At 69.8% G+C, this 26629-nt stretch carries 26 protein-coding genes, 2 tRNA genes and 3 pseudogenes; 17 read left to right on the top strand and 14 right to left on the bottom strand.

Annotation, left to right across the window (positions count from 1 at the left end; all coding sequences use genetic code 11):
• Nucleotides 1-308 (top strand): annotated as a pseudogene (locus tag ACLEQD_RS01145) (hypothetical protein); the annotation flags it as partial.
• Nucleotides 309-371: 63 nt separating this feature from the next.
• Nucleotides 372-800, top strand: coding sequence for a hypothetical protein (locus tag ACLEQD_RS01140; protein ID WP_410381048.1), 429 nt, complete (start codon nucleotides 372-374; stop codon nucleotides 798-800).
• 7 nt (nucleotides 801-807) lie between these two features.
• Here the strand turns inward: ACLEQD_RS01140 and ACLEQD_RS01135 are convergent, their stop codons facing one another.
• From ACLEQD_RS01135 to nfi, 6 genes are all read right to left on the bottom strand, one after another.
• The gene (locus ACLEQD_RS01135) at nucleotides 808-1977 is read right to left on the bottom strand and encodes a metallophosphoesterase (protein ID WP_410381046.1); all 1170 of its coding nucleotides are present in this window, start codon (nucleotides 1975-1977) and stop codon (nucleotides 808-810) included.
• A 12-nt stretch (nucleotides 1978-1989) separates the two neighbouring features.
• Complete coding sequence (locus ACLEQD_RS01130) at nucleotides 1990-2247, bottom strand: acyl-CoA-binding protein (protein WP_338266578.1); 258 nt, start codon at nucleotides 2245-2247, stop codon at nucleotides 1990-1992.
• 45 nt (nucleotides 2248-2292) lie between these two features.
• The gene (locus ACLEQD_RS01125) at nucleotides 2293-2808 is read right to left on the bottom strand and encodes a DUF2267 domain-containing protein (RefSeq protein ID WP_410381043.1); all 516 of its coding nucleotides are present in this window, start codon (nucleotides 2806-2808) and stop codon (nucleotides 2293-2295) included.
• A 103-nt stretch (nucleotides 2809-2911) separates the two neighbouring features.
• Nucleotides 2912-5260, bottom strand: coding sequence for a GMC family oxidoreductase N-terminal domain-containing protein (locus tag ACLEQD_RS01120; protein ID WP_410381041.1), 2349 nt, complete (start codon nucleotides 5258-5260; stop codon nucleotides 2912-2914).
• 344 nt (nucleotides 5261-5604) lie between these two features.
• Entirely contained in the window at nucleotides 5605-5820 is a 216-nt protein-coding gene (locus ACLEQD_RS01115; RefSeq protein ID WP_410381039.1) for a DUF2905 domain-containing protein, read from the bottom strand.
• Nucleotides 5817-6533: a deoxyribonuclease V gene (gene nfi / locus ACLEQD_RS01110; RefSeq protein ID WP_410381037.1), complete on the bottom strand. Its 717-nt coding sequence runs from the start codon at nucleotides 6531-6533 to the stop codon at nucleotides 5817-5819. Before nfi ends, ACLEQD_RS01115 begins: the two co-directional genes overlap by 4 nt.
• Before the next feature lie 166 nt (nucleotides 6534-6699).
• On the opposite strand from nfi, the gene ACLEQD_RS01105 reads away from it, so the two are divergent.
• A complete protein-coding gene (locus ACLEQD_RS01105) occupies nucleotides 6700-6948 on the top strand; it encodes a hypothetical protein (RefSeq protein ID WP_338266569.1) in 249 nt (82 codons plus the stop codon).
• A gap of 11 nt (nucleotides 6949-6959) precedes the next feature.
• Nucleotides 6960-7544 (top strand): HesA/MoeB/ThiF family protein, encoded by a 585-nt coding sequence (locus ACLEQD_RS01100; protein ID WP_410381035.1) that lies wholly within the window; start codon nucleotides 6960-6962, stop codon nucleotides 7542-7544.
• Nucleotides 7545-7562: 18 nt separating this feature from the next.
• On the opposite strand, the gene ACLEQD_RS01095 is transcribed toward ACLEQD_RS01100, so the two are convergent.
• The 4 genes from ACLEQD_RS01095 to ACLEQD_RS01080 all read right to left on the bottom strand — a co-directional run bounded on the left by ACLEQD_RS01095 (nucleotide 7563) and on the right by ACLEQD_RS01080 (nucleotide 12328).
• Nucleotides 7563-8714: an LOG family protein gene (locus tag ACLEQD_RS01095; protein WP_410381033.1), complete on the bottom strand. Its 1152-nt coding sequence runs from the start codon at nucleotides 8712-8714 to the stop codon at nucleotides 7563-7565.
• Nucleotides 8715-8793: 79 nt separating this feature from the next.
• Nucleotides 8794-9822 (bottom strand): lipase family protein, encoded by a 1029-nt coding sequence (locus ACLEQD_RS01090; RefSeq protein WP_410381031.1) that lies wholly within the window; start codon nucleotides 9820-9822, stop codon nucleotides 8794-8796.
• Nucleotides 9823-10091: 269 nt separating this feature from the next.
• Nucleotides 10092-11123, bottom strand: a complete 1032-nt coding sequence (locus tag ACLEQD_RS01085) for a hypothetical protein (RefSeq protein WP_410381029.1) — start codon at nucleotides 11121-11123, stop codon at nucleotides 10092-10094.
• 107 nt (nucleotides 11124-11230) lie between these two features.
• Entirely contained in the window at nucleotides 11231-12328 is a 1098-nt protein-coding gene (locus ACLEQD_RS01080; protein WP_171412092.1) for a vWA domain-containing protein, read from the bottom strand.
• Nucleotides 12329-12517: 189 nt separating this feature from the next.
• Between ACLEQD_RS01080 and ACLEQD_RS01075 the strand changes: the two genes are divergently transcribed.
• From ACLEQD_RS01075 to ACLEQD_RS01060, 4 genes are all read left to right on the top strand, one after another.
• On the top strand, nucleotides 12518-13753 hold the full coding sequence (locus ACLEQD_RS01075; protein ID WP_410381027.1) for a styrene monooxygenase/indole monooxygenase family protein: 1236 nt from the start codon (nucleotides 12518-12520) through the stop codon (nucleotides 13751-13753).
• A gap of 106 nt (nucleotides 13754-13859) precedes the next feature.
• Nucleotides 13860-14489 (top strand): hypothetical protein, encoded by a 630-nt coding sequence (locus ACLEQD_RS01070; protein WP_410381025.1) that lies wholly within the window; start codon nucleotides 13860-13862, stop codon nucleotides 14487-14489.
• 306 nt (nucleotides 14490-14795) lie between these two features.
• Nucleotides 14796-14871: transfer RNA gene (locus ACLEQD_RS01065), tRNA-Pro, on the top strand.
• Between the two features lie 22 nt (nucleotides 14872-14893).
• Nucleotides 14894-14968 (top strand) — tRNA-Leu (locus tag ACLEQD_RS01060).
• 107 nt (nucleotides 14969-15075) lie between these two features.
• Here the strand turns inward: ACLEQD_RS01060 and ACLEQD_RS01055 are convergent.
• Nucleotides 15076-15480, bottom strand: a pseudogene (locus tag ACLEQD_RS01055) (tyrosine-type recombinase/integrase); the annotation flags it as partial.
• Nucleotides 15481-15856: 376 nt separating this feature from the next.
• Here ACLEQD_RS01055 and ACLEQD_RS01050 point away from each other — a divergent pair.
• From ACLEQD_RS01050 to ACLEQD_RS01035, 4 genes are all read left to right on the top strand, one after another.
• A complete protein-coding gene (locus ACLEQD_RS01050) occupies nucleotides 15857-16573 on the top strand; it encodes a hypothetical protein (protein ID WP_410381023.1) in 717 nt (238 codons plus the stop codon).
• Nucleotides 16574-16725: 152 nt separating this feature from the next.
• On the top strand, nucleotides 16726-17643 hold the full coding sequence (locus ACLEQD_RS01045) for a DUF6310 domain-containing protein (protein WP_410381021.1): 918 nt from the start codon (nucleotides 16726-16728) through the stop codon (nucleotides 17641-17643).
• The gene (locus ACLEQD_RS01040) at nucleotides 17640-18395 is read left to right on the top strand and encodes a DUF5953 family protein (protein WP_410381019.1); all 756 of its coding nucleotides are present in this window, start codon (nucleotides 17640-17642) and stop codon (nucleotides 18393-18395) included. Before ACLEQD_RS01045 ends, ACLEQD_RS01040 begins: the two co-directional genes overlap by 4 nt.
• Nucleotides 18396-18457: 62 nt before the next feature.
• On the top strand, nucleotides 18458-18604 hold the full coding sequence (locus tag ACLEQD_RS01035; RefSeq protein WP_410381017.1) for a hypothetical protein: 147 nt from the start codon (nucleotides 18458-18460) through the stop codon (nucleotides 18602-18604).
• A gap of 253 nt (nucleotides 18605-18857) precedes the next feature.
• On the opposite strand, the pseudogene rph reads toward ACLEQD_RS01035, so the two are convergent.
• Nucleotides 18858-21448 (bottom strand): annotated as a pseudogene (rph, locus tag ACLEQD_RS01030) (rifamycin-inactivating phosphotransferase).
• 151 nt (nucleotides 21449-21599) lie between these two features.
• Nucleotides 21600-22010 (bottom strand): hypothetical protein, encoded by a 411-nt coding sequence (locus tag ACLEQD_RS01025; RefSeq protein WP_410381016.1) that lies wholly within the window; start codon nucleotides 22008-22010, stop codon nucleotides 21600-21602.
• Between the two features lie 151 nt (nucleotides 22011-22161).
• On the opposite strand from ACLEQD_RS01025, the gene ACLEQD_RS01020 reads away from it, so the two are divergent.
• Complete coding sequence (locus ACLEQD_RS01020; RefSeq protein WP_410381014.1) at nucleotides 22162-22779, top strand: glutathione S-transferase family protein; 618 nt, start codon at nucleotides 22162-22164, stop codon at nucleotides 22777-22779.
• 288 nt (nucleotides 22780-23067) lie between these two features.
• Nucleotides 23068-23496 carry a DUF533 domain-containing protein gene (locus tag ACLEQD_RS01015; protein WP_410381012.1) on the top strand — a complete coding sequence of 143 codons (429 nt, stop codon included), beginning with the start codon at nucleotides 23068-23070 and terminating at the stop codon, nucleotides 23494-23496.
• Between the two features lie 113 nt (nucleotides 23497-23609).
• On the opposite strand, the gene ACLEQD_RS01010 is transcribed toward ACLEQD_RS01015, so the two are convergent.
• The gene (locus ACLEQD_RS01010) at nucleotides 23610-23972 is read right to left on the bottom strand and encodes a cytochrome c oxidase assembly factor Coa1 family protein (RefSeq protein ID WP_410381011.1); all 363 of its coding nucleotides are present in this window, start codon (nucleotides 23970-23972) and stop codon (nucleotides 23610-23612) included.
• A gap of 152 nt (nucleotides 23973-24124) precedes the next feature.
• Between ACLEQD_RS01010 and ACLEQD_RS01005 the strand changes: the two genes are divergently transcribed.
• The 3 genes from ACLEQD_RS01005 to ACLEQD_RS00995 all read left to right on the top strand — a co-directional run bounded on the left by ACLEQD_RS01005 (nucleotide 24125) and on the right by ACLEQD_RS00995 (nucleotide 26600).
• Complete coding sequence (locus tag ACLEQD_RS01005) at nucleotides 24125-25006, top strand: ADP-ribosylglycohydrolase family protein (RefSeq protein WP_410381009.1); 882 nt, start codon at nucleotides 24125-24127, stop codon at nucleotides 25004-25006.
• A gap of 94 nt (nucleotides 25007-25100) precedes the next feature.
• Entirely contained in the window at nucleotides 25101-26108 is a 1008-nt protein-coding gene (locus ACLEQD_RS01000) for a Gfo/Idh/MocA family protein (RefSeq protein ID WP_410381007.1), read from the top strand.
• Between the two features lie 96 nt (nucleotides 26109-26204).
• On the top strand, nucleotides 26205-26600 hold the full coding sequence (locus ACLEQD_RS00995) for a DoxX family protein (protein ID WP_410381005.1): 396 nt from the start codon (nucleotides 26205-26207) through the stop codon (nucleotides 26598-26600).
• Nucleotides 26601-26629: the final 29 nt, after the last annotated feature.

Genomic DNA, 26629 nt, shown 5'->3' with positions numbered 1-26629 from the left:
CGGAGGCAGCCCGTGAGCACGCGCACCGGCGCCCGGAGTCGGACGTCGGCGCGTGGGCGGAGCGCGCGCTGGACAAGGCCGGCGCGCGGCTGCTGGCCCAACGCCGTCTGGGCGACGGCCTCCTGGAGGTCGTCTACACGTTCATGGGCGAGCGCTTCGTCACGGTGGTGGAGGCCGCGACGCTGCGCGTGCGCGACGCGGGCGTGTGCCTGGCGGGCGCGGACACCCAGGTCACGCTGGAGAGCCTGCCGTCGGTGCTGAAGGAAGCCATCGACACGGACGCGCTGGTCATCACCCGGCACGTCTGAAACGCGAGTGTCCGACCGGGCCCGCTCCCCACGTCGGTACGGCCATCCAGGAGGAAGGACTTCATGTCGACGACGCGCGAGGTGTGCCTGCTCATCGGGCCGGAGGACGCGGTGCTGTGGGGGGACTCCTTCGACGACCCCGTGGCGCTTCCGGACTCCCGCCCACGGTGGGAAGCCATCTGGAGCCTGCGGGACTCGCTGGTGGAGATCACCCACAGCCACCCGGAGGGCCCGCTGGGCTTCTCCCAGGAGGACGAGACCACCATGGCCGCGCTCCAGGTGGCGCTGGGTCGGCCGCTGCGCTTCTCCGTGGTGGCCCCCGACGGCATGTTGGTCCGCATCGGCGGAGAGGACGTGCTGGTGCGCGACGAGCCCGCGTGGGCCGCGCCGCTGCGCATCGCCTCGGGGCTCTTGTACGGCCGCCCCCGGCCCGCCCCGACCGTCCTCCAGGAGGACGGCCTGCTCCTGGACAGCGCCCACCGCAAGCCCTGAGCCTCTTTCAGCCCGGCAGCAGGATGATGCGGGCGATCTCCGGCGGCGCGGCGACGCGCATGGGCGGGCCCACGAAGCCGCACCCCCGGCTGACGTAGAGGTGCGATTCGGCCAGCCGGCTCAGGCCCGCGTTCTGCTCGCCCCAGATGAGGTGGCCCAGCACGTTGCCCGGGAACATCTGTCCGCCGTGCGTATGGCCTGAAAGCTGGAGCCCCAGGCCGCGCTGCGCCACCACCTCGAAGTTGGAGGGCTGGTGCGCCAGCAGCACCGACGCGCGGTCCGGCCTGCGCCCCTGGAGCGCCGCGTCCAGGTCATAACCGGCTTCACCGAACCGGCTCGCGCTCCAGTCATCCACGCCGATGAGGTCGAAGGACGCGCCCGCGCCGCCAATGGACACCGTGCGGTTGCGCAGCACGGTGATGCCCAGCCCCCGGACGAACTCCGTCCACGCCTCCACGCCGGAGTAGTAGTCGTGGTTGCCGGTGACGAAGTACGCGCCGTGCCGCGCCTGGAGCGCGCCGAAGCCGCCCACGTACCGCCCCAGCTCCGGCACCGTGCCGTCCACCAGGTCGCCCGTCACCGCGATGAGGTCTGGCTTGAGCGCGTTGGTGCGCGCCACCAGCTCATCCACGAAGCGGCGCTGCAACACCCCGCCGATGTGGATGTCCGTGAGCTGCACCAGCGTGAAGCCCTCCAGCGCCTTGGGCAGCCCGGGCAGCCGCACCGGGATGTCGCGCACGTCCGGCGGATGGAACGCTCGCCAGGCGCCGAAGCTGCTCACCGTCACGCCCGCCACGGTGGCGCCCGCGGCCATCCCTCGCGCGAGGAAGGCCCGGCGCTCGGGGGACGGCGGCTCCGGCGCCCTGCGCACGCGAGCGAGCACGCTCCGCACCACGTCCAGCCCCAGGGTGAACATGAGCAGGTAGAGCACCAGCCCCATCCACACCAGCAACGCGATGCCCGTCCACCACGCCACTTCGGAGGAGAACATCGCCCCCAGCATCCGGGCGCCCAGGGAGCCCACGAGCCCACCGGCGAAGAGCCCCATCCCCCCGCGGCGCAGCGCGCTGCTCGCCGTCACGTCGCGCACCAGGCGGCGGTACAGGTAGACGTGCGCCACCGTGAGCAGCGTGGTGACCGGCACGAGGAACAGCGCCATCCGGAGCCATTGAGGCATGAAGGCCGTGTCTTATCCGCGCAGCAGCCGGTCCACGAGCGCCACGTACTGCTGCTTCGCGGCGTCCTTCGCCAGCCCCTTGCGGCCAGCCCACGCGTCGTACTTCGCGCGCCCCTTGATATCGAGCATGCCGGGGCGCTTGCCCTGCACGTCCCCTTCGGTGCCCTGCTTGTAGAGGGAGTACAGCTCCAGCAGCGTGTCGTTCGAGGGGGCCTTGGACAGCGTCTTCACCCGGGTCTGGGCGGCGCTGAAGTCATCATCGAGGGCCATGCGCGGTCTCCGGCAAGCGTGTGCCGGAGACCTTAACAGCCCGCTTCACATCGTCGGCAGCCAAAGGTGGCGGATGTCCGCTGGCAGCTGGGCGCTCACGTCCTCCGCTTCGCCTTCGCTGATCTGATGGCGGACGGCGTCCATCACCGCGCGCACCACCGGCTCCACCGCGTCTGGATGCAGGGCCAGGTCCTCGCCCACCTGACTCAAGAGCTCGTCGCGGCCGAACCTCTCCGGACGGGCTTCGGCGTCGTGGCGTTCACAGCGGTGCAACAGCTCCGTGAGCTTGCGCGGCAGCTGGGCTTCCAGGTCGTGTGACTCCTCCACCTGGATGCGCTGCTCCAGGCCGCAGAGCACGGAGACGGCCGCCTGCTGGGCGACGCTCGGGGACATGCCGCCCCGCTCGCAGAGGTGGTCGATGAAGCGGGCATACGTCTGACTGGCCCGCATCGCACTTCGCCGCGCACGCCGCTCCTCGATGGACAGCTCGCGCCGCTCCTCCACGGGCTCCTCGTCCTGGGGTGTGCCCGAACGGCGCTGCGGATCACGATCTTCAGCCATGGGGGTTCCTCCCTGTCGGTCCCGGTGGGTAACAGGGTGCCCATGCCCGCCCCGGAGGGCACGCCCTCGCGGACGGGTGCACTGTCCGTCGGCTGCCTGCCGGCTAGGCGGCCACGCGCCGGACGTAGGTGTCCCAGAGGGCCCCGAAGAAGAAGCCGCCGAAGCGGGCCAGGGCCTCCGCCCGGTGCACGCCGTCCCGGGCGTTGAGGACGCGCAGGGTGGTGAGCTGGCGGGCGAACTCCTCGGCCGTCAGCCGCAGGAAGCCCCGGCCGATGCACTGCGCCTCCGGCCCGTCGCCCTGGTGCAGGGACACGAACAGCGTCGTGGTGTCCTTCCACAGGTCCAGGCCCGGGTCGTCGTAGAGGTCCTTGTAGCCCTCCAGGTAGTACGCCTCGCCGGCCTCGCTGAGCAGGTGGAGCAGGTACTCCATCCGCTGGCCGCCCGGCCGCGCGTGCTCGCGGGTCATCAGGCGCAGCTCCCCGCGCTTCACCACCAGCGGGCGGGACGACAGCACCGGCGCCGTCACCGTGCCCATCAGCTTCAGGGGGTGGCGCTCGTCGCGCAGCGTCGCGTCCAGGTCCTCCGCCGTCACGGTGAGCACGAAGCGCAGCGGCGTGGCGTCGTCGCGCTCCGGGTCCCCGGCCTCCAGGTGCGGGGCCTTCACGTCACCGGACACGAAGCCGTGCATCGTCTCCGTGAAGCGCACGCCCACGGGCCCGGGGGCCGGACGGGCCTCCGCCTCCGGCAGCGGCGCGTAGTCGATGGTCCACCCGTAACGCCGGGCCATCAGCGCGCAGGCGCGCTCGGCGACCGCGGAGATGGTGAGCAGCGGGTTGATGCCCAGCGAGCGCGGCACCACCGACCCGTCGGACACGTACAGCCCTTCGTGCACCGCGCGGCCGGAGGCGCCGGAGAAGACGCGCCCCTCGTGGTCCACCACGCCGTCCTCCGCCCGGTCGGCCATGACACAGCCGCCCAGCGGGTGCGTGCACAGCAGCTCCTTGCCGAAGGCCTCCGACCAGAGCGGGTAGCGCACGAAGGTGCCGCCCAGCGCGGCGGTGGCCCGGCGCAGGCGCTCCTCGACGCGGGTGAGCTGCGGGTCGCGGCCGGCGTCCGGCCAGTGCAGGCGCACGCGGTCGTGCTCCAGCCGCAGCTCGCCCTTGCCCTCGTCGTGGGACATCACCATCAGCGTCTGCGTGTGCTCCACCGCGCCGTGGTCCGGGCCTCGCACCAGGCTGTCCGCCTGGCGCAGCCGCTCCTGCACCCAGTCCAGGATGCCCTCGTCGGTGTCCTCGCCCACCAGCGCCGCGGCCCCCGCGAGCGCCGCGGGCATCAGCGACGCGAGCGCGCCGGGGATGGCGCCCTCCTCGATGATCATCCCCTCGTCCAGCCGCGCGGTGTCGCGCTGGTCGATGACGCCCGCGATGCAGGGGCCCACCGGGTCGCGCGTCTCGTGGTCCTGGTCGCCGTGGCCCACGCCGTGGACGGGCATGTCCAGGTTGTAGCCGAAGGCCAGCACGTCGCCGTTGCTGCTGAAGCGGTGGCCCAGCTTCGAGGACACGGACAGGCCGCGCTCGCGCGAGCGCAGGAGGATCTCCGCCGTGCCCATGGTGCCCGCCGCCAGGATGACCCGGTCCGCGGTGAGCCAGGCGTCGGGCGCGTCGAAGCGCTCGCGGCCGGTGTTGAGGGGGCGGTAGTAGACGCGCCACTTCGCGCCGTCCGGCACCACCGCGCGCACCGCCACCTCCGTGAAGATGCGGGCCCCGTGCGCGTGGGCGTCCGGCAGGTAGTTCATCAGCACGGTGTTCTTCGCGCCGGTGTTGCAGCCCGTGGCGCAGTCCCCGCACAGCGAGCACCCCGGCTGCCGCACGCCCGCGGCGTTGACGCCCGCCTCGAACGTCACCGCCACCGGCGGCCGCGTCAGCCGTCCGCCCAGCTTCTCCGCGGAGATGCCGAACGTCTTGAGCTTCTGCAGGGGCGGATGGTCCTCCGGGTACGGCAGGGGCCGCAGCATCAGCTCCGCGTGCGCGAAGCCGTCCTCCAGCAGGCCGTGCACGTCGGCGCGCAGGGCCTCCGGCCAGCGGGGATCCTCGAACACGCGGGGGTCGGGCCGCATCGTCACGCCGGCGTTGATGAGCGACGTGCCGCCCAGGCCGCAGCCGTCGATGACGGACACGTCGCCGTTGCGGTGGACCTCGATGAGGCCCGTGGGGCTGCCCACGTCCAGGTCGCCCTGCCCCGGAGCGCAGTGGAGCTGGAACTCCGCCACCGCCTGCGCGGGCGTGCGCGGCATCTCCCCCGGGTGCATCTCCCGGCCGCGCTCCAGCACGCAGACCTGTTGCCCCGCGCGAGCCAGGCGGCTCGCGGAGATGCCCCCGCCATAGCCGGACCCCACGACGACCACGGGGTAGTGGTTTGCCAGCTCGCTCCACGGGGATGACAGCCTGCGCATGCTCGCTCCTGGCGGCCTGACCGCCGCCCTTTTCCAGAGACCGCTTTTTATTCCCTGCCGCTGACGCCAGGAGGGGTCCGCATGCTGCGCGGTTCAACCGCGCGGATCCACTCCCCGTCTGGCCAGGCCCCCCGCCTGTCCTCCAGGACAGGCCCCCTCCTGCCCGCCCGGACAGCAGGCGGACCACCTGTCCAGTCAGGCCCTGCCGGACAGACGCGAAGGGCGCGCGTTCTTGAGCGGAAATCCTCCCCGCCCCCCCGGCCCCGGTCGTCCCCAACTGGTCCGACTGTAGGACCAGCTCGCGCGGCGCGGCGCTGACAGGGACGGACTCAAGTCCTGAGGAATCAGAAGAAGCGGCGCAGCACCCAGGCGCCCAGGCTGAGCAGCACGGAGATGACGAGCATGGACGCCAGCGGCGCGAAGAAGCGCGTGTTGCCGCTCTCCACGCGGATGTCACCCGGCAGCCGGCCGAACCAGGAGAAGGCCCCGGCCCACACCAGCAGCCCCACGACGACGAGCCCCAGGCCCGCAGCCACCAGCATCAGGCCCATGGACTTCATGCGGGACTCCCCTCCTCCAGCTCCGCGGCCTCGCCTCCCGAGCGGCGGAAGGCGTTCACCAGCCGGTGCGCGTGGCGCGTCGTCTCCGGCTCGCGGTAGCGGGGGCTCGCCTTCAACACCCACTCCACGGCGGTGTCCAGGTCCATGCGGTGGCCGGGAGACACGTACACGGGGCTGACGCCCGCGCGGGTGCGGACCGCCATGCCCACCACCTCGCCCTTGTGGGTGATGGGGGAGGTGGCGCCCCGCCGCTCCGCGAGCTTCCCGGGCGTGCCCACCAGCAGCGACTTGGCGCAGCCGATGGACGGGATGTCGAACAGCAGCCCGCCATGGCAGGCGATGCCCACCCGTCGCGGGTGCGCGGTGCCCTGGCCGTCGAAGATGAGCACGTCGGGGCGGACGGTGAGCCGAGCCCAGACGGCGGCCAGCACCGGCAGCTCGCGGAAGGACAGCAGGCCGGGGACATAGGGGAACGTCAGCGGCACCGCCGCCACGGCGCGGGCCACCGGCGCGAGCGTCGCGGCGTCGAGCACCACCATGCCGCCATAGCCCGTGTCGTTGCCCTTCTCCGTGGAGATGTCCGCGCCCGCCAGGCGGGTGACGCGCAGGCCCGGGGGCGGCTCGAGGATGAGCTGCTCGCGCAGGCGCTTCTGCAGCGCCACGGCCTCCGTGGGCGTCACGTTCCAGTCATGCGGTGCTCGCGGTGACTCCATGGGTCCCCTCCCGTGCACCCAACACTGTGCATCGCCTGGCCGCGGCGTGACCGCCGCTCCCTCCCCCTGCGTCCAGGAGCGGACGGACAGGGACCGGGCCGGGTTGTCAGGCAGGGCCCGGGGGCGCCGTCCCGGGGCAGGGTTCCCTTCCTGGAGGCTCGAAGCCATGGCGACGCTCAACATCACCCTCGACGGACACTCGGCGGACGTGCCGGTGGAGCTGGAGCGGCACATCAGTGACACCGACGTGCGCCGCATCGCGGTGGAGCTGGTGCGCTCGGGCGGCGTGCCCGGCCTGCACCGCTTCGAGCTGCGGGACGAGGCCTTCCAGCACTACGTCGTGGACCGCTTCCGGGGCGCGCACGGCGAGGAGCGCATCTACCTGCGTCCGAAGGTGCCCTTCGGGGCGTGCTGAGGACCGCCGCCATGCGCATCGTCTTCTGTGGCGTGGGGGCCATCGGGTCCGCGGCGGCGCTGCTGTGCCGCAACCTGGACGCGACGCGGGTGTTCATCGACTTCGACCGGGTGGAGTCGAAGAACCTGCTGTCGCAGGCCTACGTGAAGCCGTCCGTCGGGAAGAACAAGGCGGAGGCGCTGAAGCTCCAGCTTCACAACCTGCACGGCGTGAAGGCGGAGGCCTTCGGCGTGCGCCTCACGCGCGACAACGTGGAGGCGCTCTGCAAGGGCGCGGACCTGCTGGTGGATTGTTTCGACAACCAGGACAGCCGCCAGCTGCTCAGCGACCACGCCCGGAAGACGGGCACGCCGCTGGTGCACGGCGCGGTGTCCGCGGACGGCACGTTCGGGCTGGTGCGCTGGGATGAGCGCTTCACGCCCGACGCCGAGGACACGCAGGGCCAGGCCACCTGCGAGGGCGGCGAGCACCTGCCGCTCCTGGGCCTGCTGGCCGCGACGCTCGCGCGGGCGGTGCAGGACTTCCACAAGCACGGGGTGAAGCGGGACGCCTTCGTGAACCTGAACGCCGTCACCCCGGTCGCAAGTCACGGCTGAGCCTCCGAGCCGGCACCGTCAGCCCGCCCGCGCCAGGGCCGCGCGCTCCTGGTCGAAGCGCACGAGCGCCTGGACGATGTCCTCCTTCGAGTCCGTGAGGAGCAGGTGGCGCGCGTACTCCTGTCCCCGCGCCAGGTGCTCCAGCAGCGGGTACACGGGCCGGGTCTTCGTCCAGAACTCGCGGCCCAGGAAGAGCATGGGGCTGATGACGCCCACGGTGTCGTAGTGGTTCTGGCAGGCGTCCTGGAAGATCTCCTGCACGGTGCCCGCGCTGCCGGGTGAATAGACGACGCCGCCCCGCGCGATGGTGAGCAGGCCCTCCTCGCGCACGCTGTTGGCGAAGTACTTCGCGATGCGCGTGGCGAAGGGGTTGGGCGGCTCGTGGCCGTAGAGCCAGGTGGGGATGCCCAGGCTGTCGCCCATCGCCGCCGCGTCGCGCAGGGGCCAGGTGGCGCGAACCTCGAAGGCGCGCGCCAGCCAGTCCCGGTCCTTGTAGGACGGAGCCCGCGCCAGCACCGCGAGCGCCGCGTCCAGGTCCTCGTCCGCCCGCCCCGCGAACCACGCGCCCAGGTGCGTCGCCTCCATGGCGCCCGGGCCGCCGCCGCTCACCAGGAAGAAGCCCAGGCGCGCCAGCGAACGGGCCAGCTCCGCGACGGAGCGGTAGTCCTCCTGCCCCCGCAGCATGGAATGCCCGCCCATGATGGCCACCACCCGGCGGGGCCTGCCCTGGTCCAGCAGCGCCTCCTCCAGCGCGTCGCTGATGGCGTGGTCGTGAAGCCGCTGCGCCAGCGTCTCCAGGAGGGACGGCGGGTGGGCCCCACCGCGCGAGCTCCAGTGCGCGTAGATGCGCGCGTCCAGCGTGTCCGCGTAGGTGTCCGGACGCGTCGGGTCGAAGCCCGCGTACAGCTCCTCCGGCGTGTAGAGGCGGCTGCGGTACGGGCAGTAGGGCAGCCCGGTGAACGGCGGGAACACCATGGCGCCCCGCGCGAGCACCTGTTGCAGGGTCTCCGGCTCCAGGACGCAGCCCAGGAAGACGGAGCCTGTGAGGTCCGCGCCGAGCAGCGCGTCGCCCGAAGCTCGCAGGTCCAGCCCCTGGAGGATGACGTTGGCCAGGCTCCGGCCGTCGCGCAGGTGCTGCTCGAAGGCAGCCAGGGTCTCGAGCTCCGTCATGTGAACGCTCCGTGAAGGGGATGGGCCCGGCGGATCATCCCCGATGGACGGACGCGTGTCAGGCGCGCCGTGGAGCCCGCTACCGCACCGCCACCTGACGGCGCGGCGGCTGCGCCACCGGGCGCTGCGGCAGGGCCTCCACGGACGCCTTCGCGCTCGCCACGGCGTCCGCGGTGGGCGCCACGCTGGTGTCCTGGAGCGGGTGGCCTGAGCTGTCCGTGTAGACGCCGTCCGCGAAGGGGCCCACGTACTGCTGGGGCGTGGCGGGCAGCGCCTGGGTGAGCACGGTGAGGTGGTTGTCCATCTCGTGCCGGATGGTCGCCTCCTGCGTGCTGGTGTCCCCGAGCGAGTAGTAGAAGAGCACGTCGAACTCCACGCCCACCTGCGTGTAGTTCGGCGCCAGCCACGACGGCGGCAGCGTGGGCACCACGTCGTACTGGTTCACCACGCGCACCGTCGCGGGATTCGTGACGTACTGGGCGTAGGCCGTCCCCCAGGAATCCGCGAGCCCCGCCTTCGGCGCCGCGAACGTGACGGTGGTCACGCTCAGCGACGGCTGGCTCACCGCCAGGTCCAACGCCAGGAACTCCGCCAGCCCTCCGCCCAGGCTGTGGCCCGTCACGAAGAGCGTCTGGATGCTGTTTGCCTTCAGCCACGCGAACACCTGCGCCTGCATCGACTGCGGCACGCCGGTGCCCGTACCGCTGTAGATGCCCCAGAAGCCGCTGTGCACCTGCGGCACGGGGGACATCGCCGCGCCGGAGAACGGCGCGAAGGACGTGGTGGCGTACTGCTCGTCCGCGCTCGTGTCCGCCGCCGTCACGGTCCCGCGCAGCGCCAGCATCGCCGTGCTCGAATCCGCGGCGGAGGTGAACCACAGGCCGAACGCCTCCGCGACCCCGCCCTTCTGCGGCACCCACGCCGTGAGGCTGCCCGCCTGCGTCCAGCCCGAGGGCACGGAGTAATCCGTGCCGTTGAAGGCGGCGTAGGCCGCGACCACGCCCTGCCCCATGCCCAGCACCTGGGTCGCGTCCAGCACGGGCTGGGGTGGAGTGGCAAGCGGGCCCGGCTGCGGACGGGCGGCGGCGGCAACGGTCGTGGTCGTCATGGTCAACTCCGAGGAATGTGGCGGGTGGAACGGGGCGAGCCATGTCGCCAGCCGTTGCCGGGAGCTGATTGCATTGCCCATGCCGCACGCCGCTTCCCTCGGAAGACCTCGCGGAGTGGGCTTCCCCGCGCGCTTTCGACGCGTCGACCGACACGTCGGAGCAGGGCCTCACGCAGGGCGTGCAGGCCGCCGCCCGGGAAAAAATCGAGGCGTGACGGCGATGAGCCGTCACGCCTCAATCCCATCACGTCGTGCGACGTCCTTCGCGGCTACTCGATGGACGCGACCTTGTCGTCCTTGCCGAACTTCACCCGCACCTTGGCCGTCTTCGACTTCCAGTACGTCCAGGTGCTGGAGTTGAACGAGGGCGTCTCATGCGGGGGCGGAGGGCCCCACGCCATGCGCACGGCCTCGCGGCTCATGCCGGGCTCCACCTCCGACGCGGAGACCATCTTGCGGTCCTCCGGCGACAGGGCCTCGAGCTTGCCGGCCTGGTCCTCCGGCGCGAACGCCGCCTGGAACAGCTTCCACGTCTCCGAACCCGAGCGCGCGTCGTTCTCGAACTCCAGCTCCGAGCCGGTCTCCACGACCTTGAACTTCACGGAGGACGAGCCCTTGTCCAGCACCTCGACCCGCGCGTTGAACGGGATGATGGGCCCCTTGAGGTAGTTCACCCAGGACACGGTGCCGTCGTCGAAATGGAAGTTCGCGGTCGCGTGGTAGTAGGTCTTCTCCACCGGGGGCGGCGGGGGGGCGGGGGCCACGGGCTCGTCGCCAACCCGCACGACCTTGCCGTCCGGACCGAACTCCACCTCGAACGTGGAGAACTTCGAGCTCCAGTACGTCCAGCGGTTGCCCTGGAGCGACGGCGTCCGGTGCGGCGGCGGCGGACCGGCCGTCAGCAGCACGGCCTCGCGCGACATGCCCCGGGCCAGCTCTCCGGCCCGGACCTGCTTCTGGTCCTCGGGCGACAGCGCGGCGATGCGCGCGGCGGGGTCCTCCGGCGCGAAGAAGCCGGCGAACAGCACGTTGATGGGCTTGCCCAGGCTGCGGTGCGTCACGAACCGGAACTCGGCGCCCGAGTCCATGACCTTGCAGCGAATCGCGTCGTCGTCCCGCTCGATGACCGCGACCTTCGCCCCCACGGGGATGGCCACGCCCTTGCCGCGGTAGTTCACCGCGGAGAGCTGGTTCTTGTTGAGCAGGAAGGTGGCCTGGGCGAACACCACCTCGGCCTGGGCACTCACCGCCGTCAGCAACCCCAGCGCGAACAGCGCGCCAAGGACATTCTTTCGATACACGTAAACCCCCTCGGGTGAAGCAGCGGCGCGTTTGTAGTGGTGTCCCGCGCGCACTTGCAAGAGGGGGCCGCCAGGTCAGCCTTGGAGGCGCGCTTGAACGCGGTTCATCAGGCCGCGGCGCTGCCGCGCGCGCCGTCCCAGTCCTCCACCTCGTAGAGGAACTTCGTGCCGCCCTTGAGCTTGCGGTTGGCGGACGTGCTCTGGACGAAGACGACGTACTTCTCCAGGCTCGCGGGCCGGATGCGCACCGTCTCTCCCGGCGGCAGCCCGAGCATCTCCCGCGCGCGCTCGCCGCTGTAGAGGTCGCCGGACTTGCGGTCCATCAGCACCACCTCCTTGCGGCCCTGGATGGTCTCCGTCTTGGTGAACTCGTAGAAGCCGCGCCCCGTCCTGAAGCCCAGGCCGTTCTCCGTCACGAACTCCTTGATGGCGCTGTCCGCCTCCACCTCCAGCACCTGGAAGCGCCCCGGCGGCACCGCCCGCAGGTCCGTCTCACCGAACAGCGTGGACGCGGCCCGCTTGAGCATCGTGTTGAACATCGCGTTCAGGCCGCGGTTCATGCGGCCCTCGCGGGACACCTCCGCCTCGTAGGCCTGGAGCTGCGCGTCCGACGACTGCTTGTAGCAGACGGCCAGCAGCATGTCGGTGACGTGCGCGAACTGATCCAGGCTCAGGTGGAAGCCGCCCGACTTCTCCGCCAGCTCCTTGTAGAACGACGTCGCGTGACGGCGGTTCAGCGCCTGGACGCCATACACCGGCACGCCCATGGCCCCCAGCGCGGCCACCTCCTTGCGCCAGTCCAGCTTCTTCGGGTTGTGCTGGGGCGGGTGCGGCACGTCGTCCCCAATGAGCACGAACGCCTTCGTGTAGCCCTTCGTCCAGGACAGGCCCTGCGCCTCGTGCAACACCAGCTCGTAGCACTCGGGCGCGTCGCCGCCGCCCGTCTGGCCCACCTTCTCCACGAAGCGGGTGATGGCCTTCGCGTCGTCCGTGAGGTCCAGGGCCTTGGTCACGTAGGTGGACCCCGCGTCACAGTAGTCCCCGTGCGCGATGATGCCGATGCGGATGCCCGGGATCTCCTTCGTCAGCCGGGCCACGGCGGCCCCCAGCTTCTTGCGCACCTGCGCGAGGCACGGATACATGCTGCCCGTGGTGTCAAAGCTGAAGACGACCTCGACGCGATTATCAATCACAGACATCGTCATGGCGCACTCCCCCTCGTTCGTTTCCTCGCTGCGACGGAAGGAACAATACGTGCGGGGTCTGACATGGAAGGGGGCCGCCGGCGTCGGATTCCGGGCGGCCTCGTACCCCCGTGCCGTTGCCAGACCGGGCCCCTCGTTGCGTAGTGCCCTGGCGGGATGTCAGACCCCGCGCACCACCCAGGGGGAACCATGAGGAACATCGGCATCATCGGCGCGGGCCAGGCGGGGCTGCAGCTGGGCTTTGGCCTGCTGGAGAAGGGCTACACCGTCACGGTCTACTCGGACCGCACGCCCGAGCAGCTCTTCAACGCCCGGCTCGCGGCGACCACCTACCTCTTCGGCCGCGCGTACCAGTACGAGCAGGAGCTGGGGCTGGACTTCTGGAAGGGGCCGGGGGAGTACGCCCGGGGCGGCGACCTGGACGTCTGCGCGGCCCCCGGCCAGCGGGCGCTCCGGGTCCAGGGGCGCATCCTCCAGCCGGGCAAGGCCCTGGACCTGCGGGCGAAGTACTCGCGCTGGCTCGCGGAGTTCGAGCGGCGCGGCGGCACCGTGGTGGTGCGGGACGTGGACGTGGACGCGCTGGAGGCGCTCGTCCCGGGACATGACCTGGTGGTCGTGACGGCGGGCCGCAACAGCTTCACCCGGCTGTTCGCACGGGACGCCGAGCGCAGCATCCACACGCAACCGCAGCGCCACCTCACGGCAATGATTGTCAGCGGCATGAAGCCGCTGCACGAGACGCCCTACCCCGCGCTCAAGTTCATCCTGGCGGCGGGCCACGGCGAGTACTTCTCCATGCCGTACTTCGACCGCATCCGGGGTCCGCTGAACTGCATCCTGCTGGAGGCCATCCCCGGGCAGGGGTTGGATCGCTTCGGCGGCATCGGCACCGCGCGGGAGGCGCTGGAGCGGATGCAGCAGGTGCTGCGCGACTTCTCCCCCTGGGTGGCGGAGCGGCTGGAGGGCGCCGCCATCGTGGACGAGTCCTCCTGGCTCACCGGCGCGTTCACGCCCACGGTGCGCAAGCCGGTGGGGCGGCTGCCCTCGGGCCGGGCGGTGATGGGGATGGGGGACGTCGTCATGCTCAACGACCCCATCGCGGGCCAGGGGCTCAACAGCGCGTCGAAGCAGGCCCACGCGATGACGCGGGCCATCCTCGAGCACGGCGACCAGCCCTTCACGCCGGACTGGATGGAGCAGACCTTCGAGCACTTCTGGCGGACGGAAGGCCAGTTCATCACCGCGTTCACCAACATGCTGCTCCAGCCGCCTCCGCCGCACGTGCTGCGCTACCTGGGAGCGGCCTCGGCGGTGTCCACGCTGGCGGACACGTTCTTCGACAACTTCGGAGAGCCGCAGCGCTTCTGGCCCTGGATTGCCAGCCCCGCAGAAACGGAGGCCCGCATCCAGCAGGCGGCGGCATAGGGACCTGGAGGTCCTGCTCCTCTTGCTGCCCCGCTGACAGCGAGGCGTGCCGGGCTCTGCTAGCCTCCCGCCGTCCCACCTGGGTGGGACAGGAGGCGACGCCGGGATGGACTCACTGGACGCGCGCATGGAGCGGCTGGAAGGCCGGCTTCGAAGGTGGCAGGGCCTCACCCTCGCGGCCTTCGTGCTGGCCGGGGTGGGGCTGGGAACCGCGGCCCTGCGTGACCAGGCACCGCCGCCGCACGCGGGGGAGCTGGTCGCCTCCCGCCTGGTGCTCAAGGACGCCAGGGGCCGCACACGGGCCAGCCTGGAGGCGAACCGCCAGGGTGGCGCGGCGCTGGTGCTGAACGACAGCGAGGGCCGTCCCAGGGCCCTGCTGGGCGTGGGCGAGGACGACTCGCCCCGGCTGCGCTTCTCCACGGCGGAAGGTGAGTCGTTGGCGGAGTTGATGGTGTTCTCGGACGAGGCGCCGCGCCTGACGCTGTCCAAGTCCGGAGGCGCGGAGCTGTTCTCCGTGGGGCTCCAGGTGGACGGCTCGTCGAGGCTGGAGCTGGCGGACGTGACGGGACGGCCCCGGGCCATCCTGGGCGCGGACGAGGAGGGCTCGCCCGGCCTGCTCCTGGTGGACCGGCGGGGCCAGCCCCGCGTGGAGCTGCGCGTGGGCAGCTCCGACGAGGCGAGCCTCGTGCTGGAGGGCCGCAACGGCCAGGTGTTCCGAGCGCCCGGCGTGCAGTGACACTGCGTCATCCACTTCCGCGGGCAGCGATGTCAGGACTGATTTTCGGCCGCGTCCCTCTCCAGCAAGAAAGGAGTGACGCCCATGACGAAGCGCGACGAGCTGAACCCGCTACCCACCACCGCCATGGAGCCCACTCCGGACAGCCTGGACCTGGCCATCGCCTCGTTCCGCGGCAGTCCCCCCGGCACCTGACCCACGCCGCCACCCGGCAACTCCGGGACGGGCATGGACAGAGGCCGGGATCCCGAGGGGGGACCCGGCCTCAGTCATGTCCGGGTCCTCCCTCGAGGACGCAAAGCTCATCGGGATGTAGCTCAGTCTGGTCAAGAGCGTGTGCCTCGGGCGCACAAGGTCGCTGGTTCGAATCCAGTCATCCCGACTTCACCTCAAAGACAAACACCGCCGGGGTAGCCCAACTTGGTAGAGGCGCCGCGCTCAGAACGCGGAGGTTGCGGGTTCGAATCCCGCCTTCGGCACTGTTTCCCCCTGTCGTTACGAGTGGTTCGAGGCGCCCTCCCCGCGTGTCGCACGAATGTCGCGCGCCGGAGTGGGCGGACGGTCCAGGACGTTGACCGCCGTCCTGGACCGACCGCTCGCGTCCACCCTTCGGAAAGCCCTCCACCCCGCGCCAGATGGTTCGGCGGACGTGAAGCGTGCCGCGCGGCAGGTCCAGGTCGCTCCACTGGAGCCCGACCAGTTCCCCCTGCCGCAGCCCCGCTTTGACGGCGACCAGCAGCACGGGACGCCACTCCGGGTCAGCGGCGGAGACAAGTCGCTCGGCCTCCTCGAAGGTCAGGAAGTCGAAATCAGGCTTCCGCGATTTCCCGAAGTGCTTCACACGCGGCGCCTGCGGGATGATCCGCTGATCCTCCGCGAGCGACAGCAACTTCTGGAGTACGGCCAGAACGTTGTTGATGGTCTTCAAGCTCAGGGGCTTGGGCTCCACGTTCAACCGCTTCCGGAGCGCTGACTTCGTCGCGACTTCCTTCGTGTGCTTGCCAAGACTCCGAGGCGCCACAGCCACGCGGCGGGGGTTCCTGCCTGCTTCGTGCCGTGGTTCGTGCACGAGCCCCCGCTATCGGCACGGGCGAGCGTCAAAGGCTGCTCATGTCAAAACCGCGTTCCCCAAAACTCCTGAACGCGCGCACCGCATACAGCGTTCAAGCCGCGAAGGCCCTCCGGACTTCTCGTCGACGGACATCACCTCACGAGGCAGACTCATCATTCATGGGAACGTGGCTGAACGTGGCCTTCATTCAGTGTGCGGATATCGCTCGGGTAGAGAGAGAACTCTCACGCTTGTTGGTGGAAGGGGGGCGGCGCTTGACAACACCCAAGCCGCGCACCCGGAACGGCACGACCGCATGCAGTACGGGCTGGGTGACGAAGTGCAGCGCTGGGGTCTGGCGGGCTTTCACGGGGCACCTGGATGGACCGTCTTGCGCACCGCCCCTTTCGAACTCCTGATGCAGGGAACCCCGCCGCTGCTCGCACGCCTCTCCTCGCGCCTGGGCGTGCCTGCCTTTCAGTACAACATCTATGACAGCACCCCAGAGTTCCTGATGGAGGCGGATGCCGACGGGCGCGTCGAACTTTCGGGATTCGTCGGTCAAGAAATAGCGCGCTATTGGAACAGCGAACCGCCGATGGAGCGTTTGCAGACACAGTTTCGTATCATCGAGCCATCCGCCGTGGCCGCCTGGGCAGAGTCGGCCATGCCGGAGGCGCGTGTTACCGGATGGCTCTACCCCTCCCGCGCCAACTCCCCCCTGACGGATTTCGACAAGCTTTGGGAGTCACAGCGGGCGGATCTCGTGCGATGGCTCGGCCAGCAAGGCACCCGAATTGACCCCGAGAGCCATGAGTGGCGGGTACATCCCGCGCACATTGTTCGCCGGCTCGCTCATGCTGGCAGCGCGTTTCTTCCCGCTGAAGAGTGCGTAGAGCCGGCCATCAAGACTGTATTTGGCGGGCCGAACGCCAGGCACTGCGACAACCTTTTTCTCGTGGAGACACTCGTCCCCCATGCACCCATGCCCGTCGATGGGTTCGTGTTGTACGCGGAAGCGAGCAGCAAGTAGGCGTGGGCGCTTCATGACCGCTGGTGCGCTCCAGGCCATGCCGCTACGCCTCAGCGCCCTCATGATATCCATGGTATTCGTGGATGCTGGCATACTCCACATGCGTCCAGCATTGCCCCGCAGCTCGCTGGCTCGTCTGAAAGGACGTGACCATGCGACTCCGCGCCTACGCCGCACTCCTACTCTTCCTCGCGGCTTGCGCCACGTCGGCACCGAGCCCAGCAGAGCGCGCGGCCCGGAACCCGAGGATCGCCAATCTCCAGCGTGCAGCGGTGCTGCCGTGGACTGACGAGGGACGGTGCGTCGTCCGTGAGGCTTCCCAGCCTTGGCCTGTGCTGGTGGAGAAGTGCTATCGGACCGTCGACCATGACCGGCTCGAGTTCCACGACACCACGGGAAGATGCACGGTCGCCTCCGCTGACGCCGCTGCCGTGGGAATCGGCTTCTGCGTGCTAGCGGCTCCTGAGATTGCCGTGGGAGCCGTGATCGTGCTTGGAGTGGTGGTGGTCGGCGTCGCCATCAAAGAAGCGCTGGACACGTATGAGCTGCGGCACGCCTACCCCGAAGAAGCAGGGACCTCGCGAGGAACGAAGGTGGCATCCCGGGAAGCTGAAGCGCAACGCAAGCCCAGGTTGAAGCCCGAGCCAGCGGGGCAGGACTGGCAGCCCCCGGTGCCACCAGTGCCCGTAGACCGGACGGGGCGCGCCAGTTGCGAACCTGTTCCGGCGCCCCACGCGGGCGAGGATGACCCACACAATGAGTGTGCAGACAAATTCCCACCCAACCGTTACCCCGGGATGGACGTGCTCGTTGGCGGTGTGCGCTTCGATGCGCTGCAAGTCGGCGTGCGCGTGCTGTGGGAGATCAAGACGCATCAATTCGACACGTACTCCAAATTCATCCGGAGGCGGGAGATCGAGAAGGAGCTGGTGCAAATAGAAAAGGAGCAAGACGCGGCGGCGGCATGCGGATATGGCTACGTGATTGGGGTGAGTACCCAAGCGCACAAGGACGCATTGCTTGAAGCAGATCCCCTACTTGATGTCGTCGTCACAGGGTGCAAACGATGACCACGCCTGATTCCCTCACCCTCATCGTTTACGCGCCCGCACTCGTGGGCAACGATGGCCGCACGCTGGATGTCATCCATGGGATGGAAAAGGCACTTCCCGGTTTGCGCCTGGCGTGGCACATCCCCGAGAGCGGCCCCCTCATTGCGTTGCCGCATCGCGACGCATGGCTCGCGGAAATGACGCAGGACGGGAAATTCCCCCTTTTGTGCAACGGGGATGAGAGCTACCCCGTGACGATTTCGGGGAGGGGCAGGTCGGGGCGCCTCAGCCCGGGGAGACAAGCGCGGCTTGAAGTGCATGCCGAAATACCTCTGGACGCACCCGCGATCGCGGCAGCGGGGGCTGTGCTTGAGGCCGTGGCCGAGGGCTCTCACGCGTACTGGGGGCATGTTTCGCCATACGGTTACGGCTCGGAGGTCGCACAGCAGTTTCGCCGTTCGCCTCATGGACCGGAGCGCTCACCCCGTGGGCTTCCCATGCTCAACCTTCCAGAGAAGCTCCCCACGCCTGCGACTCCCTGGTTCCTTGGGTGGCTGAACTATTGGTCTGCCGCCACAGCGAAGACCATCGGGTTCCCGGATCCTGCTCGCGATGCCGAGTTGCTCACGCGGGCGCGGCGTACGGCGTCGAATGGGTGGGTTGTGCAGCTCACGGCTGAGCCGCTCGCATACGACAACCCCGCCCACCTGGATGCACTCAAGCGAACCTACGAGCGGTTCCCCGAGATCGGCGGACGTGCAGCGCCTTGACCCGATTCAGGAGCCCGGTGCGGCACTCTGGCTATAGGAAAGAGACCCACTGCGGGGACGCCGTGCTCCGTCACTGCCCCATGTGCAGCGCCGAGAAGCTCTTCGCGGACCTGTATCGCGTGAAGGGGCTGATGGAGCCCCCACTGACGGACCTTGCCTCACTGGATCCGGAGCGGATGGAGGCGGCGACCACCTCGATGCCCGAGTGAAGGTTTACGACGTCCCAATGCGCTTCACTCCTGGGAGAGGGCGATGACTGACGGACGCGCATGGCAGGGCAATTGGCGGGGCCGCTTGTACGAGCGGGTCCGCGAGCGCGCGATGATGAGTTGCTCCGCACGCTCCTCCCCGACGAGGAGGCCTGAGCAACAGCGGCGGCCCCACCCGCCTACCCGCGAGGGCCGCCCGCCATGTCTCACGACTGCCGCATGAACGTGCGGGTTCGAACCCGCCTTTGGCACATCAGGACAGCAGCTCGACGTACCCGTCCGTTCCGTGCACGCGGATCCGCTGTCCGTCCCGGATCCGCCGGGTGGCCTGCTCCACCCCCACGACGGCCGGCAGGCCGTACTCCCGCGCGATCACCGAGCCGTGGGACATCAGGCCTCCGACCTCCGTCACCAGTCCCTTGACCGCGACAAACAGGGGGGTCCAGCTGGGATCCGTGTAGGCGGTGACCAGGATGTCGCCGGCTTCGAGGTTGGCCTCCGCCATGTCCAGGATGACGCGGGCCCGCCCCTCGATGGTCCCGGCCGAGACCGCCAGGCCCACCAGCGCGCCTGCCGGCAGGTTGTCGCGCCGGTACACCCCGTTGAGGACCTCGCCATCCGACGTGAGCACCCGGGGCGGCGTGAGCGCTTGCTGCGACCGGAACGTGTCCTTGCGCTGACGGATGAGCCGCGCATCCACCCGGTTCGTGCGCACGACGTCCTGGAGCTCCTGGAACGTGAGGTAGAAGATGTCTTCCTTCTCACGCACCACGCCGGCCTGCACGAGGCGCCCGGCTTCTTTCAGCAGGGCCTGCTTGTAGACGAAGTAGCGGTTGATCTTCCCGTACTTCGGATACTCCCGATAGCCGGCGAAGGTCCGGACCCGGTCGATCATCCGCTTCGTCTCTTCGGCCTTCCCTGCCCCGTCCGGCAAGGCCCGCAGGCGCTCCAGCACCTCCTGTTCCTTCTTCCAGGCCTCCTGCCGCCCCTGCTCGAAGCGCCGCTTGCTGGCGCCCGGCTCGAAGTTCTTGATGTTGCCGAGGATGAGGGGCACGAGCGTGCTGGGGCGTTCGCTCCAGCGCGGCTTCGTGATGTCGATCTCACCGACGCAGCGCATGCCGTACTTATCAAGCCAGGCCTGGATGGCGTCCCGCGCTTCCTTTCCGCCAGCGAGCCGGGGCAGCTCCTCCAGGAAGCCTTCGTCCTTCGCGTCCTGCAGGAAGGCCACCACCTCCGGATGCGGGCGGATCACATCCGCGACGTCCAGGAGCGCCAGCCCCATCTCCGACGTGACGTTGTGGGGGACGGACTGCGTGAGCGTGTCCGCCGCGTTCTTCTCACCCAGCCACGCCTGCAGCTGGTCGTTGAGCCACCAGGTGGCCTCCATCCCCGCCATGATCACCTGGAAGCTCCGCGGCTCGAACAAGAGCCGCTTCAGCTCCTGGAGGTCCGACAGGATGAAGTCGAGCAGCGCCGTTCCGGACTTCGTCCGGATGTCGCGCTTCAAGACGGCGAGCGAGTCCTCGCTGCGGCGGATCAGCTCGTCGACGATGGCCGGGTCGGTCTCGAGCGGGGCTGGGGCGCCAGCCGGCGCCGCGCGAGGCCCTTCGTCCGGGAGCGACGGAATGAAGTCGCTGCGTCCGATGAGGGTCCGCAGCGCGTCCCCGGTCAGCGGATCCGATTTCCCCGCGAGCCCCAGGAGGCCCGCGCGGCCCGCGGGCGTGGCCAGGTTCTGGGTGACGTCGACGAACAGCCTCCCGCCGGCCTCGTACATCGGCCGCATGGCCGTCAGCTGGAACAGGGAGAGCCCCAGGGGCTTCAAGGCGTCGGTCATCATCTGCTGATGGCCGACGGAGAGGTAGACGTGGTTCTCCCGGTCGCCAGCCGCGGGGATGGGGAACAGCGTGGTGATGGGCCGGCTCTGGACGAACTGGAAGTCATCGTCCGCGAGGCACCATTCGATGTCCTGGGGGCAGCCGAAGTGCGCTTCGATCCGCCGGCCCAGCTCCACGAGCCGCACGACCTGCGCATCCGTCAGCGAGGGCTGCCGCTGCCGCTCCGGTTCAATTGCCTGCTCCTGCGTCCCGCCTCCCGGCGAGGCCTGGATGGCGAGCTGCTTGGTGCCGACCGTCTTGTCGGTGACTTCGCCGTCCCGCACCTTGTAGACGTCCGCGTTCACCCGGCCGGAGACCAGGGCCTCGCCGAGCCCGAAGCTGGCCTCCACGGAGGCGAGCTTCCGGTGGGAGGTGATGGGGTCGCCGTGAACAGGATCCCGGCCGCCTGCGGGAAGACCATCCGCTGCACCACCACCGCCATGCGGACCTTCCGGTGGTCGAAGCCGTTGCGCAGGCGGTAGGTCACGGCCCGCTCCGTGAAGAGCGAGGCCCAGCACCGGCTGACGTGCTGGAGGATCGCCGCCAGCCCCACGACGTTCAAATACGTGTCCTGCTGGCCCGCGAAGGAGGCCGTCGGCAGGTCCTCCGCCGTCGCGCTCGAGCGGACGGCGTAGGCGGCGTGCTCTCCCAACTGGACGAGCTGGCGGGTGATGGCCGCCGCCAGCTCGTCAGGCATGGAGGTTCCTTCGAGGGTCTGGCGGAGCTCCGAGCTGAGCGCGCGGAGCTGCTCCTGGTCGTCCTGCTTCAGACGCGACAGCTGCTCGAGCTGAGCGTCGAACGACGGCGCTTCCACGAGGACCCGCTGGAAGGCCTCCGTCGTCACGCAGAAGCCAGCCGGCACGCGGATGCCGTCGATCCGTGAAAGCGCCCCCAGATGCGCGCCCTTGCCGCCAACGAGCGCGACCTGCGTCTGGTCTATCTCCTGGAGACCCAACACATAGCAGCCCATGCGAACACCGCCCTTTCGCGAAAGGGCGGCACTGTACCGCTGACCGCGCAGCGGGCGAGGGTGTTTGGATTTCGGGAAATCATCACCGGGAATTCGCCGGAGCTTGATAGACTTGTCATCAATGACTGGCGAACGTCCGTGCGCCGGTCGCCTACCGCCGCGCCTTCCTAGCGCCGGTGGACCACAGCGCCCAACCCATCAGCACGGGCTGGAAGAACAGCCGCACCAGCCGCTTGGTGTCCGTATCGAGTCCGAACGCCGAGAGGTGCTTCGCGTACTGATGCAGGTTGCCGGGAAAGACCGCCGCGAAGAAGGCCGCCAGTCCCAGCCCGACGAGGGCCCGGTGCCGCTTGTTGAAGAGCAGGGTCAGCCCGAGCCCTATCTCCACCACTCCAGACAGCAGGACCACGGTGTCCTTGTCCATGGGCACCCAGTCCGGCACCTGCGCCTGGAAGGGTCCTCGCGCGAAGGAGAGATGTCCCGTGCCGGCCGTGACCATGAACGCGCCCAGCAGCCCGCGCCCCACGTCCTGCGATGGTGTGGTCCTGGTTTCCTGCAGCACGTGGCGCCTCCGCTCCAGTCCAGCCTTCCCCTCCCCGGAAGATGAGGAGCGGGGGTGGAGGGTGCAAAGGCGGCGCTGAGCCTGCCTGGACGCTGGCTCCCCGCGAAGAGTCCGCACGTCCGGGGGCGCGCCCGGGAATAGACTCCCGCCCATGGTCAAGCTCTACCAGTTCCACCCCTCCGGGAATTGCTACAAGGTCCGTCTGCTGCTGCACCAGCTCGCGATCCCGTTCGAGACGCAGGAGGTGGATCTCTCCGCGGGAGCGACTCGCACGCCGGAGTTCAAGGCAATGAACCCCATTGCCCGGACCCCCACCGTGGAGCTGGAGCCCGGGGTCTTCCTCGCCGAATCCAACGCCATCCTCTGGTACTTCGCCGAGGGCACGCCCTTCATCCCCACCGACCGGCTGGAGCGGGCGCGGATGCTCCAGTGGATGTTCTTCGAGCAGTACAGCCACGAGCCCTACATCGCCGTGGCCCGGGCGTGGCTCAGCTTCTTCGGTGTCCCCGCCGGCAAGGAGAAGGAGCTGGAGGAGCGCATCCAGAAGGGCTACGCGGCGCTCGACGTCATGGAGGGTGAGCTGCGCAAGCGGCCCTTCTTCGCGGGCGAGCACTACAGCCTCGCGGACATCGCGCTGTATGCGTACACGCACGTGGCGGAGGAGGGCCGCTTCGACCTGTCCCGCCATCCCGCCATCCGCGCCTGGTTCGAGCGCGTGCAGGCCCAGCCCCGCCACCTGCGCCTCACCGACGTCATCAAGGCGCCGTAGGCACCGCGGCCCTCGGCCGGAAGTCCCGACCTGGTCAACGCGAACAGCGCGATGACCTGCTCGTTGGGCGCCGAGCCCAGGCGGGCCCGGTGTCCGGTGCGCAGCGGCCTGATTCCCAGGTGCTTCCCGCCGCTGCCTGTGACGACAGCGGCTGCGCCGCGCCCTCCCGCCGAGGGAGCAGGGCGGCGGCGTCAACGGGTCGTCGCCTCCGGACGAAATCCGTTTTCGCTCCGCGCGGGCGACCATTAACCTGGGTTCCCCAGCAGCCCTGTCCTATCTGGAGACGATATGTCGCACGAGTATCCCGAGGAGCAGCTCCTGGCGTTCGTCCAGGCCATGGCCAACGTGGCGGCGAGCGATGGCCGCGTCACCGAGGACGAGCGTCAGCAGCTCGATGACGTGGTGAGGGGCATGGGGCTGTCGCCCCGGGATGAGCAGGTCTCCGCCATCATCGAAGCGGAGTTCAAGAAGCCCGGCAACCTCACGGACATCGTCCGGAAGATTGAAGTCCGGGAGCTGCGGGTCTCCCTGCTGCGCATGCTCGTCGAGGTGGCCTGCGCCGACGGTGAGATCGCGAACGAGGAGCGCAAGGCCGTGAAGGATGCCGCCAGCGCTTTTGGTTTCGACGTGTCCGCCGCCGACGAGCTCATCGGCTGGACGCTCGACTCGATCAAGCTCGAGCAGCGCGAGCAGCAGATCATGGCGAAGCTGCTCTGAAGTGACGGAGGCCCGGTGCGGGATTCGAGCTCCGCACCGGCGCGCTCCCGGGACCGGTGCCCGCGGCTGCACATGCTGGGAGCCCCGCTGGCAACTGTCATTGATTGGACAGCTCAGAATTCGTTCAGGACGTTGATGACCTTGCCATCCTTGGCCACCACGCGGAGGCGGCTGAACCCCCAGACCTTGCTCGTCTGAACGGCCTTCACATGGAGCACGCCGTCCTGCTTGCTTCCGGAGAGCGGAATCTCCATTTCGGCGAGGGCATCATCGCCGCGAGACTGGGTCCTGCCGGAGAAAAAGAAGGCGCCGCTCACGGGCGAGCCCAGCGACTGGACCACCTGGCGGTGGTTCACCACGCGAGCCAGGGCCTCCTCGTGGGGAAACTGACTCCGGACCCACATGCCGCCGCAACCGCAGCACATCAACGGAAGTCCCACGAGCGCTCCGAGCACCCACTTCAGCGTCGGCGACATGGCTGGCTCCTGGCCCTCTTGGGGCGTGACGACGTGGCAGGGAACACCCTAAATGCCTATCGAAACCGGCGAAAACGGGCGGGCAGCGAGGCGTCCCTGGGCGACCTCGCATGAATGACATTCCACGCAAGCCCATGGACGCCCCGGCGCGAATGGCTCGCGCCCTCGTCTCGCTGGACGGGGTGTCCGTCGGGGATGCCTTTGGCGAGCGGTTCTTCGGTCCGCACGAGCGCGTGCAGCCCTGGGTGGAGCAGCGGCTCCTGCCTCGCGCGCCATGGGCATACACCGACGACACCGAGATGACGCTGTCCCTGGTCCAGGTGCTGGAGGACCACGGGCACGTCCACCAGGACGCGTTCGCGGACCTCCTCGCGAAGCGCTACCGCCGCGACAAGAACCGCGGCTATGGCGCCACCGCGCACGACATCCTGTGGAAGCTGGGGCTCGGGCTGCCCTGGCGTGAAGTGTCCGCGGAGGTCTTCGAGGGCCAGGGCTCCATGGGCAACGGAGCGGCCATGCGCGTGGCGCCCCTGGGGGCGTACTTCGCGGGAGACCTGGGCCGGGTGGTGGCGGAGGCGCGCGCGTCGGCGGAGGTGACACACCTGCACCCGGAGGGGCAGGCGGGTGCCATCGCCATCGCGGTCGCCGCCGCGTGGGCCTGCCAGTGGCAGGAAGCCCGAGGTTCCGCGATGGAGCTCTTCGACACGGTGCTGGACTGCACGCCCTCCGGCGCCACGCGTCTGGGATTGGAGAAGGCCCGGGCCTGGCCGCGGGATGCCAGTCCCTCCTCCGCGGCGCGCACGCTGGGCAGCGGTCAGAAGGTCATCTCCGAGGACACCGTGCCCTTCGCCGTGTGGTGCGCGGCAAGGCACCTCGACTCCTTCGAGGAGGCCCTCTGGTGCACGGTGGCCGGCTTCGGAGACCGGGACACCACCTGCGCCATGGTGGGCGGAATCGTTGCCCTGAGCGCCGGGCCTTCCTCCATCCCCGCGCACTGGCTCGCTGCCCGGGAGCCACTGCGCCGACGGGTGTGACGGCGACCCGAACCTGGCGGCTAGATTCGGGGCCGTGAGCTCCTTCCCGACCGCCCTCCCCTCCGTTGACGCCATCCCCTTGCGTGGAGGTCCCGTGCTGCGCTGGGGCGTGCTCGCGCCCGGCCGGATCGCCGGGGGCTTCGTCTGGGCCCTGCATCAGCACACCGACCAGCGCGTCCACGCGGTCGCCTCCCGCGACCCCGAGCGCGCCTCACGCTTCGCCTCGCAGTACGGCATCCCGCGCGTCCACGCGTCCTACGAGCAGCTCGTCCGCGACCCTGACGTCGACATCGTCTACGTGGCGTCTCCCCACAGCGAGCACAAGCGCCAGGCCCTGCTCGCCATCGCCGCCGGCAAGCACGTCCTCGTGGAGAAGCCGCTCGCGCTCAACGCCGCCGAGGCCCGCGACATCGCCCGGGCCGCTCGCGCCGCGGGCGTCTTCGCGATGGAGGCCCTGTGGTCCCGCTTCCTCCCCCAGACGCTGCTCATCGAACGGCTGCTGCGTGACGGCGTGCTCGGGGACATCCGGCTCGTCACGGCGGACTTCGGCGGCCGCTTCGACTTCGACCCCGAAGGCCGCGTCTTCAACCCCGCGCTCGGCGGGGGCGCCCTGCTCGACATCGGCATCTATCCCATCTGGCTCGCGCACTTCGTGCTGGGCCCGCCCCCGCACGTTCACGCCACGGGCTCCCTCACCCAGACCGGAGTGGATGGGCAGGCGGCGCTCGTCCTCACCTACGCCCTGGGGGCCCAGGCGCTGCTGCACACCACCCTCTTCGCGGAGACGCCCCAGGAGGCCGTCATCGCGGGGACGCACGCGCGCCTCCAGCTCGACTCGCGCTTCTTCACGCCCGGCGGCTTCACGCTGAAGGCCGCGAGGTCGGACCAGCGGCTGCGCTGGACCGACCCCTCCGGTCTCCAGGGCAGCGAGGGACTGGCCTGGCAGGCCGTCGCGGTCGCCAGTCACATCGCCGAGGGACTCAGGGAGTCCCCCCTGCATCCGCTGGAGCGCAGCATCGCCCTGCTCGAAACCATCGACGTCGCGCGGGAGCAGCTGCGCGCCGCCGGTCCTGGCGTCCACGGACATCTGTTCACGCGCTGACGCCGGGCCTCCCAATCACCGGGCACGCGCCCCAGGTGGCCGCGACCCTGTCAGGGCGGCCGTACACTGCTTGCATCGCTACGCTCGGAGGACGTCATGGGTTTCCTGCGGCCCCACGCTGAACGCATCTACGCGCTGCTCCGGATCATGGCCGGGCTGATGTTCATGCAGCACGGCCTTCAGAAGCTCTTCGGCCTGTTCGGCGGCGTGCCCGCGGGGGCGCCGCCCTTCGTCGTCTACGGCGCGGGCACCATCGAGTTCGTGGGCGGCGCGCTCATCGCGCTCGGGCTGTTCGCCGGCCCTGCGGCGTTCATCGCCAGCGGCACGATGGCGTTCGCCTTCTTCCTCGGGCACGTGGCCTCCCACGGGGGAAACCTCATCCCCCTCGTGAACCAGGGCGAGCTCGCGGCGCTCTACTGCTTCGGGTTCCTCTACATCGCCGCGCACGGCTCGGGCATCTGGAGCGTCGACGCCGCGCGCCGGGGGCGATGACCGTCCGCCCGCCTTGATGGAGGGCACGC

Origin of the sequence: Corallococcus sp. 4LFB (genome assembly GCF_046520365.1) — a bacterium.
GTDB lineage: Bacteria > Myxococcota > Myxococcia > Myxococcales > Myxococcaceae > Corallococcus > Corallococcus caeni.
The sequence above is the reverse complement of the archived record's forward strand: the minus strand, read 5'-3'. Positions and strand labels throughout refer to the sequence as shown.

Coding starts and splice junctions, on each gene's coding strand:
- ACLEQD_RS01140 (WP_410381048.1), top strand. CDS start 372: ATGTCGACGACGCGCGAGGTGTGCCTGCTCATCGGGCCGGAGGACGCG.
- ACLEQD_RS01135 (WP_410381046.1), bottom strand. CDS start 1,977: ATGCCTCAATGGCTCCGGATGGCGCTGTTCCTCGTGCCGGTCACCACG.
- ACLEQD_RS01130 (WP_338266578.1), bottom strand. CDS start 2,247: ATGGCCCTCGATGATGACTTCAGCGCCGCCCAGACCCGGGTGAAGACG.
- ACLEQD_RS01125 (WP_410381043.1), bottom strand. CDS start 2,808: ATGGCTGAAGATCGTGATCCGCAGCGCCGTTCGGGCACACCCCAGGAC.
- ACLEQD_RS01120 (WP_410381041.1), bottom strand. CDS start 5,260: ATGCGCAGGCTGTCATCCCCGTGGAGCGAGCTGGCAAACCACTACCCC.
- ACLEQD_RS01115 (WP_410381039.1), bottom strand. CDS start 5,820: ATGAAGTCCATGGGCCTGATGCTGGTGGCTGCGGGCCTGGGGCTCGTC.
- nfi (WP_410381037.1), bottom strand. CDS start 6,533: ATGGAGTCACCGCGAGCACCGCATGACTGGAACGTGACGCCCACGGAG.
- ACLEQD_RS01105 (WP_338266569.1), top strand. CDS start 6,700: ATGGCGACGCTCAACATCACCCTCGACGGACACTCGGCGGACGTGCCG.
- ACLEQD_RS01100 (WP_410381035.1), top strand. CDS start 6,960: ATGCGCATCGTCTTCTGTGGCGTGGGGGCCATCGGGTCCGCGGCGGCG.
- ACLEQD_RS01095 (WP_410381033.1), bottom strand. CDS start 8,714: ATGACGGAGCTCGAGACCCTGGCTGCCTTCGAGCAGCACCTGCGCGAC.
- ACLEQD_RS01090 (WP_410381031.1), bottom strand. CDS start 9,822: ATGACGACCACGACCGTTGCCGCCGCCGCCCGTCCGCAGCCGGGCCCG.
- ACLEQD_RS01080 (WP_171412092.1), bottom strand. CDS start 12,328: ATGACGATGTCTGTGATTGATAATCGCGTCGAGGTCGTCTTCAGCTTT.
- ACLEQD_RS01075 (WP_410381027.1), top strand. CDS start 12,518: ATGAGGAACATCGGCATCATCGGCGCGGGCCAGGCGGGGCTGCAGCTG.
- ACLEQD_RS01070 (WP_410381025.1), top strand. CDS start 13,860: ATGGACTCACTGGACGCGCGCATGGAGCGGCTGGAAGGCCGGCTTCGA.
- ACLEQD_RS01050 (WP_410381023.1), top strand. CDS start 15,857: ATGCAGTACGGGCTGGGTGACGAAGTGCAGCGCTGGGGTCTGGCGGGC.
- ACLEQD_RS01045 (WP_410381021.1), top strand. CDS start 16,726: ATGCGACTCCGCGCCTACGCCGCACTCCTACTCTTCCTCGCGGCTTGC.
- ACLEQD_RS01040 (WP_410381019.1), top strand. CDS start 17,640: ATGACCACGCCTGATTCCCTCACCCTCATCGTTTACGCGCCCGCACTC.
- ACLEQD_RS01020 (WP_410381014.1), top strand. CDS start 22,162: ATGGTCAAGCTCTACCAGTTCCACCCCTCCGGGAATTGCTACAAGGTC.
- ACLEQD_RS01015 (WP_410381012.1), top strand. CDS start 23,068: ATGTCGCACGAGTATCCCGAGGAGCAGCTCCTGGCGTTCGTCCAGGCC.
- ACLEQD_RS01010 (WP_410381011.1), bottom strand. CDS start 23,972: ATGTCGCCGACGCTGAAGTGGGTGCTCGGAGCGCTCGTGGGACTTCCG.
- ACLEQD_RS01005 (WP_410381009.1), top strand. CDS start 24,125: ATGGCTCGCGCCCTCGTCTCGCTGGACGGGGTGTCCGTCGGGGATGCC.
- ACLEQD_RS00995 (WP_410381005.1), top strand. CDS start 26,205: ATGGGTTTCCTGCGGCCCCACGCTGAACGCATCTACGCGCTGCTCCGG.